Below are 15836 nucleotides of genomic sequence, written 5' to 3' on the forward strand. Positions count from 1 at the left end.
TGCCAGGGCGTTTACTCCAGGTTCGCGCCGTTGCTGGCGATCACATCGCGATACCAGAAGAAGCTCTTCTTGCGGCTGCGCGCCAGCGTGCCGCTGCCATCATCTTCGCGGTCAACGTAGATAAAACCGTAGCGCTTGGAGATTTCCGCTTTCGAGGCGCTCACCAGATCGATAGGCCCCCAACTGGTGTAGCCCAGCATCTCGACGCCATCCTCAATCGCTTCACGCACCTGGAGCAGATGGTCGTTCATGTAGGCGATGCGGTAATCATCATGAATGCTGCCGTCCGCCTCCACATGATCCTTCGCGCCCAGCCCGTTCTCAACAATAAACAGCGGCTTCTGCCAGCGATCCCACATCATATTCAGCAGCGTGCGCAGGCCAAGCGGATCGATCTGCCAGCCCCACTCGGAACTGGGCAGATGCGGATTCGGCACCATGCTGAGAATATTGCCGCGCAGCTGCTCGTTAAGCGCTTCATCGGCGGTGACGCAGCCGCTCATGTAGTAGCTGAAGGAGATGAAATCGACCGTGGTGCGCAGCGCTTCACGATCCGCGTCGGTGATCTCAATCTCAATGCCGTTATCACGGAAGTAGCGCAGCATATAGCCGGGATAGGCCCCGCGGCACTGTACGTCGCCAAAGAAGGCCCAGCTACGGTTCTGCTGCAGCGTCTCAAACACATCTTCCGGCTTGCAACTGAGCGGATACATCAGCCCGCCGAGCAGCATATTGCCGATTTTGGCATCCGGGATAATTTCATGACACGCTTTAACCACCAGCGCACTCGCCACCAGCTGATGGTGAATCGCCTGGTAGACTTCCGCTTTGCTGCTGCTGTTGGGCAACCCGACGCCGGTCATCGGCGCATGGAGCGACATATTGATCTCATTGAAGGTGAGCCACAGCTTCACTTTGTTTTCATAGCGGTTAAACACCGTGCGGGCATAGTGTTCAAAGCAGCGGATCGTCTCGCGGCTGCCCCAGCCGCCGTACTCTTTGACTAATCCCCACGGCATTTCGTAGTGCGACAGCGTCACCAGCGGCGTGATGCCGTGCTCTACGAGCTCATCAAACAGGTCATCATAAAATGCCAGCCCCGCTTCATTCGGTGTGCTCTCATCGCCGTTAGGGAAAATACGCGTCCAGGCGATGGAGATACGCAGGCAGTTAAAGCCCATTTCGGCAAACAGGGCGACATCTTCCGGGTAGCGGTGGTAGAAGTCGATCGCCACATCCTTCAGCGCACTGTCGCCCTCTTTGCGCTCAACAAGCTCGCCGAATACGCCGTTCGGCTGCATATCGGATGTCGAAGGGCCTTTGCCATCCTCCTGCCATGCGCCTTCAACCTGATTGGCGGCAATGGCACCGCCCCATAAAAATCCTGCTGGAAATGCTTTCATTCTCTTCTCCTTTGATTACACGGCTACCGCCAGCAGCGGTTTCCCGGCCTGAACAGAGGTGGGTGCCACGTTATTTACGCTGGCAAAGTTTTCACTATTACTGATGATAATGGGCGTGGCGAGATCGAAGCCGGCTTCAAGGATCGCGGCGCGATCGAATTCAAGCAGCAGATCGCCTGGCTCCACTCTGTCACCGACGCTGACATGCGCGGTGAAGGGTTTCCCGTCCAGCTTGACGGTATCAATACCGACGTGGATCAACATCTCTACCCCGCTATCGCTGAGCAAACCAATCGCATGTTTGGTTTCAAACAGTGAGGCCACTTCTCCGGCAAACGGTGCGACGACCCGGCAGTCAACCGGAATAATCGCCACGCCATCTCCCAGCACACCGCTGGCGAAGGTGGCATCCGTCACTTGGTCCAGCGCCAGCACGCTGCCGCTCATCGGTGCCAGCAGCGTCATCCCATCTGTATCTGTTTTTTGCGCAGGTGCCGCAACGGCTGCCGGTGCTTTCGGCAGCCCGGCAATGCAGGTCAGCAGTAATGCCAGCATAAACGACGCTGCGCTACCGACAATACCGCCCCACAGCGTGGCATCGATGCCGCCCGGCGGGATCATCTGAGCAAAAGAGAACACGTTCGCCATGCCGAAGGAGTAGGTGTGTGTGCCGCTAAAACCGACAATTGCTCCCCCCAGCGAGCCGCCCAGGCAACCAAAAATAAACGGACGGCGCAGCGGCAGGGTTAAGCCATAGACCGCCGGTTCAGTAATGCCGAAAATCCCCGCCGCCACGGCTGAACCCGCCAGCGTTTTTTGCTGTTTGTCACGGCTGCGCAGAAAAATACCCAGCGTGGCCCCCACCTGTCCAAGCACCGCAGGCAGCAGGATCGGCAGCATTGAGTCCTGACCAAAAACGGCCATGTTGTTGATCATCAGCGGCACTAATCCCCAGTGCAGGCCAAATATCACGCACACCTGCCACAGTGCGCCCATCGCGCCACCCGCCAGCCAGGGAGAGAGGGTGTAAATGGCCTGATAGCCATTCGCCAGCCCCTGACTCAGCCACGTGGCAACCGGACCGATAATCAAAAAGGTGAGCGGCACGGTGACGGCAATGCAGAGCACCGGCGAGAAGAAGTTCTTCACGGCTGAGTGCAAAAAGCGGTTGCCCTGCTTCTCCAGCCAGCAGCTGACCCATGAGGCGAGAATAATCGGGATCACCGAGCCGCTGTAGTTGAGAAAGGTGACCGGAATGCCGAGGAAGGTTTCGCTCACCGCCCCGCTCATCTGCGCAGCGTCAAAGGCGGCGATCATCAGCGGATGGGTTAACGCTCCGCCAATTGCCATGGTGATAAAGGGGTTGCCGCCAAATTTTTTCCCGGCGGTATAACCCAGCACCAGCGGGAAGAAGAAGAAGAGCGCATCGCTGGCGGCGAACCAAATTTTATAGGTGCCGCTCTCTGGCGTCAGCCAGTTGCAGACCACCGCCAGCGCCAGAATGCCTTTCAGGATCCCGGACGCGGCCAGAATGCCGATAAAGGGGGTAAATATGCCCGAGATAATGTCGATCAAACGGCTAAAGAGCGAACTTTTGTCATCGCTTGCAACGACCGGCGCATCCTCCTTTAGCCCGGCCGCGTCGCATACCGCCAGCCAGACATCGTGCACGTGGTTGCCGATCACCACCTGAAACTGTCCGCCGCTCTCCACGACCATGATGACCCCGGGCTCTTTTTTTAGCCCGTCGGAATCGGCCTTTTTCATCTCTTTGAGTTTAAAGCGTAACCGCGTAGCGCAATGCACCACGCTGCTGATGTTCTCCTTGCCGCCAACGTGGCTGAGAATGACGTTCGCCAGCGTTTGATAATCCATGCTTGTGTCCTTACCTCTTGTGTCTGAGTAAAAAAAAACCTGAGCCACGCCACCTTGCGGCGACGGACTCAGGTTTTGCCTGCACACGTTAATGCAGTAACAACCCATAGGTGCAGTTAGCGCTGCTCTTTCCTCACGCGCTCGATATGGAGCGCGAGAAACATTGTCTCTTCGCTGGTCAGCCGCCGCTGATAGGTGCTGGCCAGGTGAAGCGCCACTTTCTCGGCGCACTTCCACGCCAGCGGGTAGTTATCTTTCACCGCCTGGTGGAGGCTGAGATCGTCGTCGTCAATCACCGTGCTGTTCAGCATGCGCTGGGAGAAGAACTTCAGATGGGTTACAAAGCGCTGATAGCTCAGCCCCTCTTCGTCATACTCCAGCTTTAACTGATACTGCACGATATGCAGGATCTCCTGCATCGCACGGGTGATATGCATCACCTCCGGCATCGCGCTGTTTAACTGTGCCGTCACCAGATGGAGCGCAATAAAACCCGCTTCATCTTCCGGCAGCGTCACACCGAGCCGCCTGGCGATGATCGCGCGCGCTTCATGCCCGAGCGCGAACTCTTTCGGGTAGAGACGCTTGATCTCCCACAGCAGCCCGTTGCGGATAAGCAGCCCTTTTTTCTGCCGCTCGATGGCGAAGTAGCAGTGATCGGTGAGCGTGATATAGAGGCTCTCCTGCAACTTCCCCAGCCGTTCGCTGGCCAGCGCAATAATGCGATCGCAGGTGGTCATCACCTCCAGCGGGATCTGATTGAGCAGCTCACCCAGGCGGCGCACCAGATCGTCGCTTTGCAGTGCGAAGACCTTTTCGATCGCGCCCTCGTCGAGCCGATCGCCGGGACGCTTCTGAAATGCGATACCGCGCCCCATCACCACCTGCTCGCGCTGCTGCTCGTCCAGCACCACGGCGACGTTATTGTTTAATATTTTGGCGATACGCATGCCGCCCGCCGGAACCAGACCGGAAGAGAAACCTGCCTCGCCGATGTGTGACACCATCAGCGGAACAGGGCCTGATACTGGGCTTCATACTGCGGCGCATTCCACTGGCCATCGAACACCGTCAGGGTGATATAGCCTTTGTTGAGCCAGCCGGTATCGGTGTCCGACTCGTTCGGCATCAGCATCTTTTCATTGATCACCTGCTGTGCACGGCCATCTTCCAGCAGCACATAGCTGTGCTGCGCTTCGGGGAAGGATTCATTACCAATAAATTTCTCACCCTTCACCGCGCTTTTCGCCAGCGGAGGGTAGTTGATGCTCAGGCCGGAGCCGGCTGGCAGCAGCGGCTGACCGGGCTGGCGTTTTGCCTGAAGCTTATCGACCAGCGAGACCACATAATCGACCGAGTCCGGCCAGTATTTATGCGTGCTGGGCCAGCCCGCTTTTTGCTCCTCTGCCGTGAACAGGTAACCGATGCTGGCGGCAATCGCCGGGTAGCCGTAGCGCACGGCGCGCACCGCTGCGCCCACGGTGCCGGAGTTAAGCTGCGTGACGCCGGTGTTCGGGCCATCATTGACACCGGAAATGACGAGGTCCGGCGGGTTCTCTTTCAGAATGCCGAGCAGGCCGAAATCGATGGCATCCGCAGGCGTGCCGGGGAAGCAGTAGCGTTTTTCCGCCACTTTCTTCACATCGAAGATTTTGTTGGGTTTGAAAGTGATCGCCGAGCCAATGCCGCTCTGATTGGTGGCGGGTGCCACCATCCAGACATCAAAGCCTTTGGCGGCCAGTTTTTCCTGTAAGGAGATCGTGCCGATGGAGTCGCAGCCGTCGTCGTTGACCAGTAAAATGCGCGTTGCGCGTTCAGCCGCATGAGCGCCGGTGGAGGCAAGTGCGGTGAGCAAAAGTGCCAGTAACGTTTTATTCACGGTGAATCTCCTTATTGATTATGCAGACCAAATTTGTATTCCATGGTGATGCCGCCGCCGAGGCCATGCGAGCGGTGGAAATCGCGCTTATCGTCCGTCAGCCAGGGTTTGCCTTTTACCAGCTTCCAGCTGTAGCTCGGACCAAAGCCGGCAAACAGCGATAAGCCAGAGAGAGCTTTCGGCGTCCACGCAATAAAACCGCCATACTCCCACTGATTTAATTTGACGCCCTGATATTTCGCCCCAAAACCATAATTAGCGAAAATACCTGTGGTCAATTCCGGCGAGAGAACATATTTACCGTACCAATAAATCATCTGCTCATTATCATTGACGTAATCATTGCCTTCGCCATCCGCCGGGCTATTAAATGCGCCACGGGTGTTTTTACCCATATGCCAATAAAAGTGCCCGAGGCCATTATCCAACGGCGCTTTTGTTTTTGACCAGGCGACACCTGACTCCATTGCGTAATATTGGTAGCCCACCAGCGCAAAAATATGCTGCGCGCTATGCGTAAATCCACGCGCGCCTTCCCATTCTGCCAGCCCGCGATTGTAATACCAGGCACTGCGTAATAACAGCGACTCTTTTTCAGCCAGCGGCAACGCAAATTGCGCCTCTATTCCCTGGCGGAAAAGATAATTATCACTTTCGCCTGCCAGCCAGCTTACGCGGGTATTTTTATCAGGACTCCAGCTTATATCACCGGTAACAATATGATCGATGGGCTTATTAGTTTTTAAAGTATAAATGCGGCGCTTTTCCGGTTCATCACGTTCTGAAAAACGGGTGACCCAGGCGGCGCGGGCAGAGAGATCGCCAATGCCGCTCTCGAGACTTACCCCCTGCCATGAACTTGGTGCGGCCCGGCTGCGCGTGACGCTGAGCGTGCCAAACTTATAAAGCTGCTTCCAGCCCGCGTAGAGCCTGGCGTACGCATGCTCATCCTCCCATTTGAGCTTGGCGTAAAGCTGCCCAACTTTGTTGAACCCTTCCGCATGGCCGTTGTTATCGCGCAGCAGATCGCGCCCGGCAAAGTCTTTGTTGGCGTAGAGCTTGACCACGCTATACCATGAGGCATCAATACCGATAGCATCCCGGTACCAGCCGCTCTGATAATCAAGCAGCGCGCCCTGTGCCCACGCTTTCTGGTCACCAATACCGGCTTCTGAGTGCTGGTTATTAGTATTAATCATCCAGACATTTTTTAACGTGACATCGAACCGACTATTTTCAATAAAACCCTGAGTGTTGGGCAGTTCACTATTAGCAAAAGCGCAAGTGCCGCTAATACCTGACAGGAACGCCAAAGGTAAGGCGAATTTAATATGTGCCATTTCTATTCCATTTTTATATTGCTGGCCGCAACTGCCGCGTTAAAAATAGTGCTAACGCGTAAGGCTCAGACAATTCCTTATAGTTATTTGCTTTACAGCTTTTATTTATGCACACCATCAAAACAAAAAAACCCAAACCCGAAATTCACAAGCGGTGAATTTGATGGTTTAGGTTTTGCCTGTTTAACAGTAACAACCCTGAGATGGTGTGGGTAAATAAATACCATCCCACATCGAAATAATCTACGAGCAATTTAGGTAAGAGCGTAAAAGTGTGACTCAGATAACGCTACGAATTGAGGCAATTACATCGTAGCGTTGCAGGATCCTATATTTCGACGCGCGCAATAGCTGCCGCAATATCCTGAGAGGTTTTGTAGGTGCGAATTTCCGCAAATAGATCGCCAGCTTCAGCGTACTCTTTGCGCAGATAGCCCAGCCACTGCTTGATACGGGCAACGTGATACAAACCGGTATCACCCTGCTTCTCAAGCCGACTGTATTTCGCCAGCAGCGCAACCACTTCAGGCCAGGGCATGCGCGGCTCGTTATATTTCACCACCCGGCTGAGGTTTGGCACATTGAGCGCGCCGCGGCCAATCATCACCGCATCACAGCCGGTCGCTGCCATGCAGGCCTGCGCACTCTGCCAGTCCCAGATTTCACCGTTGGCGATAACCGGGATCGACAGGCGCTGGCGGATCTCACCAATCGCCTGCCAGTTGATGCGCTCGGCTTTATAGCCATCCTCTTTCGTGCGGCCATGCACCGTCAGTTCGCTGGCACCCGCCTGCTCTACCGCATCGGCAATTTCAAACTGGCGGGCGGAGTTCTCCCAGCCAAGACGAATTTTTACCGTCACCGGCAGATGCGACGGCACCGCTTCGCGCATCGCCTTCGCACCGCGGTAAATCAGCTCCGGATCTTTGAGCAATGTCGCCCCACCGCCGCTGCCGTTGACCAGTTTCGACGGGCAACCGCAGTTCAGATCAACCCCCCACGAGCCGAGTTCAACCGCGCGGGCGGCATTTTCCGCCAGCCACTGCGGATATTGACCCAACAGCTGAACGCGCACTAATGTGCCGGAGGAGGTGCGGCTCTGGCGCTGCAATTCCGGGCAGATTTTATGGAAGGATTTTACCGGCAGCAGCTGATCGACCACGCGCAGAAACTCGGTGATGCAGAGATCATAATCATTGACGTCAGTCAGCAGCTCGCGCACCAGAGAATCGAGCACGCCCTCCATTGGAGCCAGTAATACACGCATAAATCACCCCGAAAAAATGAGGCGACATAGTAGCCGCTCTCCGGTAGCGAGGAAAGTGCCATTATCATCGAGCGCTGAAGGCTTAGCGCCCCTTTTTTCACACTCTGGCCGGTTTGAACACATAATTTAACCAAATGGGATGTCTGGTATGCTCAAAATTCATGATGTGATCAGTAGCACGTTTTTAGCTTTAATTGTATGATGAATGCGTTTCAGCAAGGATTTCCACCATGAATAAATCACTGATAATCATCTGGCAGTACCTGCGAGCCTTCGCACTCATCTATGCCTGCTTATATGCGGGTATTTTTGTCGCCTCTCTGCTGCCGATCGCCATTCCAGGCAGCATTATTGGCATGCTGATTATGTTTGTCCTGCTGGCGCTGCAGATCCTGCCGGCGAAGTGGGTCAATCCCGGCTGTTTTCTGCTTATTCGCTACATGGCGCTGCTGTTTGTGCCTATTGGCGTCGGCGTTATGCAGTATTACGACGTGCTGCGCGCGCAGTTCGGCCCGATTGTGGTCTCCTGCGCGGTGAGCACGCTGGTGGTCTTTTTGGTGGTGAGCTGGAGTACCCATCTGGTACACGGCGAGCGTAAAGTGGCCGGTCGTGAGGAAACAAAAGAGTGATGGCCTATATCTGGTGGTCCCTGCCGTTAACGCTGGCGGTCTTTTTCGCTGCCCGCAAACTGGCCGCGCGCTTTAAGCTGGCGCTGCTTAACCCTTTACTTATCGCGATGGTGGTGATCATACCGCTGCTGTTGCTGACTGGTACGCCCTACGATCACTACTTCCAGGGCAGTAAAGTGCTCAACGATCTGCTGCAACCCGCAGTCGTGGCGCTGGCGTTTCCTCTTTATGAACAGCTGCACCAGATCCGCGCGCGCTGGAAATCGATTATTACCATCTGTTTTATCGGCAGCCTGGTGGCGATGATCAGCGGGACGCTTATCGCACTATTAATGGGAGCGACGCCCGAGATTGCCGCCTCGATATTACCGAAATCCGTCACTACGCCGATTGCGATGGCGGTAGGCGGCAGCATTGGTGGCATTCCGGCCATTAGCGCAGTGTGCGTGATTTTTGTCGGCGTGCTTGGCGCGGTCTTTGGGCACACCCTACTCAACCTGATGGGCATCAAGACCAAATCGGCACGCGGGCTGGCAATGGGTACCGCCTCGCACGCGCTGGGCACCGCGCGTAGCGCAGAACTGGATTACCAGGAGGGGGCTTTCAGCTCGCTGGCGCTGGTGATCTGCGGGATTATCACCTCGCTTATCGCGCCGTTCCTCTTTCCGCTGCTGATTGCGCTGTGGGGTTAAAATTTGCGATGTGTCGCGCAATTCTTTAATGCGTTTCATTTGTTGCATAAATAGTGTGATTTAAGTCACATATAAAAGCGAAGCAGGCCCGTACACTGTCTCTCCAATACACTGCTATGAGGCACTGCTATGCATTCTCGTTTTCACACTGCTTTTTCCGGCCTGCCGGGTGAACTTCAGACCGCGCTGGCGCCTCTGCTGGCGGATGAACACTTCCCCGCTATGCTGAGCGCGGAGCAGGTGGCAACGTTGCAAAGCGCGACACAGCTCGATGCCGATGCGCTGGCCTTCGCGCTGCTGCCCCTCGCTGCCGCCTGCGCGCGCACGGATCTCTCCCATTTCAATGTCGGCGCGATTGCCCGCGGCGTCAGCGGCAGCTGGTATTTCGGTGCCAATATGGAGTTTATCGGTGCCACCATGCAGCAGACGGTGCATGCCGAGCAGAGCGCCATCAGCCACGCCTGGCTGCGCGGTGAGACCGCACTGGAATCGGTGACCGTAAACTACACGCCGTGCGGCCACTGCCGACAGTTTATGAATGAGCTCAACAGCGGGCTTTCGCTGCGCATTAACCTGCCAGGCCGCGCGCCGCATACGCTCGGTGATTACCTGCCGGATGCCTTCGGGCCGAAAGATCTTGAGATTAAAACCCTGCTGATGGACGCCCAGGATCACGGTTTCGCCCCGCGCGGCGATGCGCTGACCCAGGCCGCGATTGCCGCAGCCAGCCAGAGCCACTCCCCTTATACTCACTCACCTTCCGGCGTTGCCCTGCTCTGCCGCGACGGGCAGATCTTCAGCGGACGTTATGCGGAGAACGCGGCGTTTAACCCGACGCTGCCGCCGTTGCAGGGCGCGCTTAATTTGCTCAGCCTGAGCGGATTCGACTACCCGGATATTACGCGCGCCGTACTGGCGGAACGCGCTGACGCGCCGTTAACGCAGTGGGATGCAACAACGGCAACGCTGCGTGCGTTAGGTTGCGAAGCGGTTGAGCGCGTAACGCTATGATGCGCATCACTGCGGTTAAGGCCGCAGTGATGAAAAACAGCGCGATTGAGCTGCCGTTTCTTGCGCTTGCGGTGTGGGTAAAGTAGCCTGAGTGCAATTTCAATCCCTTACCGAGCCTGCTTCATGTTAAAGCGTGTTTTTTACAGCCTGATAGTCCTGATTGGTCTGCTGGTGTTAACCGCGCTGGGTCTCGATCGCTGGATGAGCTGGAAAACCGCCCCCTATATCTACGACGACCTGCAGGATCTCCCCTGGCGTCAGGTCGGCGTGGTGCTTGGCACTGCCAAATATTACCGCACCGGTGTGATCAACCAATATTACCGCTACCGCATTCAGGGTGCCCTTAACGCCTATAACAGCGGCAAGGTGAACTACCTGCTGTTGAGCGGTGATAACGCACAACAGAGCTATAACGAGCCGGTGACCATGCGCAAAGATTTGATCGCTGGCGGCGTTGATCCTGCGGATATCGTGCTCGATTACGCCGGTTTCCGTACCCTGGACTCGATTGTCCGCACCCGCAAGGTGTTCGACACCAATGACTTCATTATCATCACCCAGCGCTTCCACTGTGAACGCGCGCTGTTTATCGCCCGCCACTTAGGCATTCAGGCGCAGTGTTACGCCGTGCCGTCGCCTAAAGATATGTGGAGCGTGCGGGCGCGCGAATTTGGCGCCCGGCTCGGGACGATTGCAGATCTCTATCTGTTTAAACGTGAACCCCGTTTCCTTGGGCCTCTGGTGCCGATCCCTGCGATGCATGAAGTGCCGGAGGATGCTCAGGGCTATCCGGCAGTCACGGCCGAGCAGTTAGTTGATATGCAAAAAAAGAAGTAGCAGAGCGGATTAATTGAAGGGCACCGTACGGCCACTGCTTTTCGCCGGGCGGACAAGCGTGAAATCACGGGCAAGAAATCCCTGGTGATCGATGACGGCGGAGGCATTCCGCTCCAGCGTCCATTTGCCGTTTAGCGCATTAAACTGCATCACCTTCTCCCCTTCCGGCGTCTCCACCAGATAGTCACCCGTTTTCAGATAGCCTGCGCTGCAGGTGATGCGTGCCGGCGGGTTGTTAGCCATTCTGTACTCGATCTTGCGAAACCCGGTCTGCACCGAGCAGAAGTAGAAAAACGGCAATGACGTGACGGTGAGATCGCCGATTACAGCAATCACTTCGCCATCACGAAGCAGTTCAACATTTTTTAAAACGAAATTCACCTGACTGGTTTTTTCATGCGGTGCGTGGTCAACTCTAAAAAAAACAAAATTCATAAGCGCCCCTTGAGCTGCAATCACAACTCTCAAAGATTGTCCTTTAAGCGTATGTAGCCGCTGCGATGAAGGCCTTCAGAATCCCCTTAAATTTGATCGGTTCTTCAATAAGATGCGCGCAGAGCGGGATTTTAAAAGCACAAACAAGGCACACGACAACGCAGCGCAAGCTGCATGACACGTGCCTTTGCGGAGGTAAAAAGGGGAAACTCAGGCGACTTTTTCGTGCTCGATTTCATGCTCCGTCAGGCTGCGCTGCAAATCGTAGATCAGGCTGCGCACCATATCGGGGGTTAAGCTGAAAAACTGCGAGTCAAAAGTCGATGCACCCGGGCCATATGGCGAAGTGCTGTAACCAAATTTCACAACGATGCTCTGCTGCTTGTCTACCGCGCCCACTTGCCATCCAGTGACGGGGAATGCCGGAAAAGCGAATTCATTCTTCATCCTAATCTCCTTATAAATGTTGGGACTTAATAAAGCGTAGCAGCGACGCGGGATTTCTCCATGTCGAATAGATGAAGTTTTCTAATAGCAGAGCAATAAAAAAGCCCGCACAGGGCGGGCTTGAGAGCGGAGCAGAAAGATTACTTCTTGCGCGCGTACTTCAGGGAGTCCAGCGCCACGGCGAAGATAATGATCCCGCCCTTGATGATGTACTGCCAGTAAGGGTTGATGCCGATATAGGTCAGACCGTAGTTGATAACGGTAAAGATGATCACACCGGTCACCACGCCCAGCACGGTACCGACACCGCCGCTGAAGGAGACGCCGCCCACCACGCACGCGGCAATCGCATCGAGCTCATACATAAAGCCGAGGTTGTTGGTCGCCGAGCCGATACGGCCCGCTTCCAGCAGCCCGCCGAAGGCGTAGAAGACGCCGGAGAGGGCATAGATCATCAGCAGGTTCAGCGCGACGTTCACACCAGACACTTTTGCCGCTTCCGGGTTGCCGCCGATAGCGAAAATGTTCTTACCGAAACGGGTTTTGTTCCACAGCACCCAGACAAACGCCACGGCGATCAGCGCGTAGAAGGTGATGTAAGAGAGGCGGAAGCTGCCGAGCGCAATAAAGCCCTGGGTAAAGGTGGAGAAGCCGCTGTCGAAGCCGGAGATCGGCGACGCGCCGACAAAGTCGTAATAGAGGGAGTTGATACCGTACACGATAATCATCGTGCCCAGCGTGGTGATAAACGGCGTCACATTCAGGTAAGCGATGATAATACCGTTGATAAGGCCGATAATCGCGCCGATAACGCAGACGATCAGCACCACCACGATAATCGGCATTGTTGCCATCTCCGGGAACACCTTATTGGCGTTCTCCATTGATTGCAGCAGCGTAGCCGCCACTACCGCTGCCAGACCGACCTGACGTCCGGCAGAGAGGTCGGTGCCCTGGGTAACAATCAGGCCCGCGACGCCGAGCGCGATAATAATACGCACCGAAGACTGGGTCAGAATATTACTTAAGTTCAGCAGGCTTAAGAACGTAGGGTCCTGGAAAATAATAATGGCCAGTAACACTAAAAGAACGACGTAAATACCGCCATCTTTCAGATAAGTGAGAAAAGTCTTTTTATTTAACGCACTCATGAGGAGCCCCTGATCTTAAAGGTGCAAAGACGCAAGACGGAGAATTTCGTTTTGCGTTGTCGTTTTAGTATCAACAATTCCAGCGACGAGGCCATTGCTCATTACCAGAATACGGTCAGTGATGCCTAACAACTCAGGCATTTCAGAGGAGATAATAATGATCCCCTTCTCTCTTTTCGCCAGCTCAGCAATCAGCTGATAAATTTCAAACTTCGCACCCACGTCAATACCGCGCGTCGGTTCATCAAGCATCAAAATTTCCGGCTGGGTTAACAACCAGCGTCCAATAATCACTTTCTGCTGATTACCCCCGGAAAGGGAACCAATTTGCGTGCGGTGGCCAGGCGTTTTTACCCGCATCGAGTCAATAACCCATTGGGTATCGCTCTTCATGCGGCTGTTATCCAGCAAGCCCACTTTGTTACGGTAGTTCTGGATATTGGAGATTAATGAGTTAAATCCAATATCTAAATAGGCATAAATACCCGTCGAGCGACGCTCTTCGGTGACCAAGGCAAAGCCGTTATTAATGGCTTCGTTGGCGGTATGGTTATTAATCGCTTTACCGTGCAGCTTAATAGTGCCGCCCGATTTTTCACGGATACCAAACAGCGTCTCCACGATATCGGTACGCTTCGCGCCCACCAGCCCGGCAATCCCGAGAATTTCGCCCTTGCGCAGATCAAAGCTCACATCACGAATCGACGGCTGACGCAGAGAGGTGAGATTACGCACCTCCAGAATGGTCTCGCCCGGCGTGTTGTGCTTGTCCGGGAAGCGCTGGTTCAGGGAGCGGCCGACCATCATGGCGATGATCTTATCCATATCCAGCCCTTCCAGCGGCTGGGTGGCGATCCACTGCCCGTCGCGCAGAACGGTAATTTCATCGCACAGCTGGAATATCTCTTCCATCTTGTGGGAGATATAAACTATGCCGCAGCCACGCTCTTTCAGCTTGCGGATAATTTTAAACAGATGGTTGACCTCTTTTTCGGTCAGCGACGACGTCGGCTCATCCATAATGACGATTTTGGCGTCATAGGAGAATGCTTTCGCAATTTCGATCATCTGCATCTGGGAAACGGATAATGTCCCGACACGCGCACGGGGATCGATATCAATATCCAGCTCATCGAAGATGGCTTTCGTGTCGTGGTACATCTTATCCTGATCGACAAACACGCCTTTGGTCGGGTAACGCCCGAGCCACATGTTATCCATCACCGAACGTTGTAATACCAGGTTCAACTCTTGGTGCACCATCGAAATACCGTTTTCCAGCGCCTCTTTGGCGGAGTGGAAATCGATCTCTTTACCCTGAAATAGAATGCTGCCGGAATCTTTTTGGTAGATCCCAAAAAGGCATTTTAATAATGTCGATTTACCCGCACCGTTTTCACCCATCAATGCATGAATAGAGTGAGGACGGACTTTTAAATTGACATTATCGAGCGCCTTTACGCCGGGAAAGGACTTGTTGATATTGCTCATTTCCAACAAGAATTCACCTGACGACTGAGTATTATTGCTGACCATAATTCTACCTTGTTGGCCTGGCATATCATTTTTATAAAAGGGCGTATTAAACAATACGCCCAGTGAGAACGGTCAAACTAAATCTTATTTACCGGTAATTTGCGCCAGGTTGTCTTTATCAACGCCGACGTAAGGAATACGGACAATCTTGTTCTCAATTTTCCAGGTGGTGCCATCTGCCGCACCTTTGCCATCAGCAAGGTTTTTCGCCAGATCGAAGGTCGCTTTCGCCTGGTTGTTAGCATCGTTCAGCACGGTACCGGCCATCGCGCCCGATTTCACCAGCGCCAGTGCTTCTGGCAGTGCATCGACGCCAAATACCGGAATGGCGGATTTGTTGTGGGCTTTCAGCGCTTCAACCGCACCCATTGCCATCGCATCGTTGTTGGCAATCACCACTTCGATTTTGTTAGCGTTCGGGCCAGAGAGCCACGCGTCCATTTTATCTTTCGCCTGGGCGGTGTCCCACATTGCAGTATCTAAAGCCAGCTGCTGGGTTTTGATGCCTTTATCGTTCAGCTCTTTAATCACGTAGGTGGTACGCGCTTCAGCATCCGGGTGGCCCGGCTCGCCTTTCAGCAGTACGAACTGAATCTGCCCATCTTTGTTCAGATCCCAGCCTGGGTTTGCCGCCCAGTGTTTGGCAATCAGGTCGCCCTGAATCACGCCGGACTCTTTAGAGTCGGTGCCGACGTAGTAAGCTTTGTCATAGCTATCCAGCGCTTTGCGGGAAGGCTCTTTGTTGAAGAAGACGATAGGCACATTCTGGCCGCGCGCTTTCTCAATCACCGTGCCCGCCGCAGCCGGGTCAACCAGGTTGATGGCAAGGGCTTTAACCCCTTTTGCCAGCAGGACGTCGATCTGATCATTCTGTTTGGATTGGTCGTTCTGGGAGTCGTTCATCAGCAGCTGCACATCCGGTGCTGCTTTACCGTCTTTCTCAATCGCCTTACGCACAACGGACATGAAGTTGTCGTCATATTTATAGATGGTCACACCAATACGGGTATCCGCTGCGTGTGCGGCTGCGCCAAACAGCATGCTTGCCATGACAGCAGACAGAGTCAACACCTTCTTATTCATGGTATCTCCGGTTTTATTATATGCAGGGTAGTGCTAGTGAATAGTGCTCGGCGGGTCAGTATGTTAAGAAGAGGTTACTGACACCCGACGTCCACGCTAAAAAAATTCAATCGTCCGTGTTCGGTAACGCTCCAGAAGATCGCTTTATCCGATGCTTTTACGTGAACGTTTCATTAAAAATGAATACTCACCGTTACATCGTTTTTCAGCTTCCAAAACGCTGACATCATAGTCAGCGCCTTGTTAAGATA

At 54.3% G+C, this 15836-nt stretch carries 15 protein-coding genes; 4 read left to right on the plus strand and 11 right to left on the minus strand.

The window, feature by feature from the left end; translation table 11 throughout:
• Positions 1-11: 11 nt before the first annotated feature.
• The 6 genes from IAE50_RS07340 to dusC form a co-directional block, all read right to left on the minus strand.
• Positions 12-1403 (minus strand): glycoside hydrolase family 1 protein, encoded by a 1392-nt coding sequence (locus IAE50_RS07340; RefSeq protein WP_200579931.1) that lies wholly within the window; start codon positions 1401-1403, stop codon positions 12-14.
• A gap of 15 nt (positions 1404-1418) precedes the next feature.
• Positions 1419-3278: a PTS beta-glucoside transporter subunit IIABC gene (bglF, locus tag IAE50_RS07345; protein WP_200579932.1), complete on the minus strand. Its 1860-nt coding sequence runs from the start codon at positions 3276-3278 to the stop codon at positions 1419-1421.
• A 116-nt stretch (positions 3279-3394) separates the two neighbouring features.
• Complete coding sequence (gene bglG / locus IAE50_RS07350; protein WP_200580048.1) at positions 3395-4228, minus strand: transcriptional antiterminator BglG; 834 nt, start codon at positions 4226-4228, stop codon at positions 3395-3397.
• Positions 4229-4284: 56 nt separating this feature from the next.
• Complete coding sequence (surE, locus tag IAE50_RS07355) at positions 4285-5157, minus strand: 5'/3'-nucleotidase SurE (RefSeq protein ID WP_200579933.1); 873 nt, start codon at positions 5155-5157, stop codon at positions 4285-4287.
• A gap of 11 nt (positions 5158-5168) precedes the next feature.
• Entirely contained in the window at positions 5169-6497 is a 1329-nt protein-coding gene (locus IAE50_RS07360) for an OprD family outer membrane porin (RefSeq protein ID WP_200579934.1), read from the minus strand.
• Between the two features lie 328 nt (positions 6498-6825).
• The gene (gene dusC, locus IAE50_RS07365; RefSeq protein WP_200133313.1) at positions 6826-7764 is read right to left on the minus strand and encodes a tRNA dihydrouridine(16) synthase DusC; all 939 of its coding nucleotides are present in this window, start codon (positions 7762-7764) and stop codon (positions 6826-6828) included.
• Positions 7765-7994: 230 nt separating this feature from the next.
• Between dusC and IAE50_RS07370 the strand changes: the two genes are divergently transcribed.
• The 4 genes from IAE50_RS07370 (at position 7995) to sanA (ending at position 10933) form a co-directional block, all read left to right on the plus strand.
• A complete protein-coding gene (locus tag IAE50_RS07370; RefSeq protein WP_054804179.1) occupies positions 7995-8393 on the plus strand; it encodes a CidA/LrgA family protein in 399 nt (132 codons plus the stop codon).
• Entirely contained in the window at positions 8390-9085 is a 696-nt protein-coding gene (locus IAE50_RS07375) for a CidB/LrgB family autolysis modulator (protein ID WP_042715907.1), read from the plus strand. Before IAE50_RS07370 ends, IAE50_RS07375 begins: the two co-directional genes overlap by 4 nt.
• Before the next feature lie 129 nt (positions 9086-9214).
• A complete protein-coding gene (gene cdd / locus IAE50_RS07380) occupies positions 9215-10096 on the plus strand; it encodes a cytidine deaminase (RefSeq protein ID WP_200579935.1) in 882 nt (293 codons plus the stop codon).
• A 123-nt stretch (positions 10097-10219) separates the two neighbouring features.
• Entirely contained in the window at positions 10220-10933 is a 714-nt protein-coding gene (gene sanA / locus IAE50_RS07385) for an outer membrane permeability protein SanA (protein ID WP_042715904.1), read from the plus strand.
• 9 nt (positions 10934-10942) lie between these two features.
• Here the strand turns inward: sanA and IAE50_RS07390 are convergent, their stop codons facing one another.
• From IAE50_RS07390 to mglB, 5 genes are all read right to left on the minus strand, one after another.
• The gene (locus tag IAE50_RS07390) at positions 10943-11392 is read right to left on the minus strand and encodes a hypothetical protein (RefSeq protein ID WP_232045477.1); all 450 of its coding nucleotides are present in this window, start codon (positions 11390-11392) and stop codon (positions 10943-10945) included.
• A gap of 186 nt (positions 11393-11578) precedes the next feature.
• Entirely contained in the window at positions 11579-11815 is a 237-nt protein-coding gene (locus tag IAE50_RS07395) for a bssS family protein (RefSeq protein ID WP_023479777.1), read from the minus strand.
• Between the two features lie 140 nt (positions 11816-11955).
• Positions 11956-12966, minus strand: coding sequence for a galactose/methyl galactoside ABC transporter permease MglC (mglC, locus tag IAE50_RS07400; RefSeq protein ID WP_023479719.1), 1011 nt, complete (start codon positions 12964-12966; stop codon positions 11956-11958).
• Positions 12967-12981: 15 nt separating this feature from the next.
• Positions 12982-14502 carry a galactose/methyl galactoside ABC transporter ATP-binding protein MglA gene (gene mglA, locus IAE50_RS07405; protein WP_042715899.1) on the minus strand — a complete coding sequence of 507 codons (1521 nt, stop codon included), beginning with the start codon at positions 14500-14502 and terminating at the stop codon, positions 12982-12984.
• Positions 14503-14586: 84 nt separating this feature from the next.
• A complete protein-coding gene (gene mglB, locus IAE50_RS07410) occupies positions 14587-15585 on the minus strand; it encodes a galactose/glucose ABC transporter substrate-binding protein MglB (protein ID WP_023479914.1) in 999 nt (332 codons plus the stop codon).
• Between the last annotated feature and the right edge of the window lie 251 nt (positions 15586-15836).

It is taken from the genome of Kosakonia sp. S42, assembly GCF_016624785.1.
GTDB classification, from domain to species: Bacteria; Pseudomonadota; Gammaproteobacteria; order Enterobacterales; family Enterobacteriaceae; genus Kosakonia; species Kosakonia cowanii.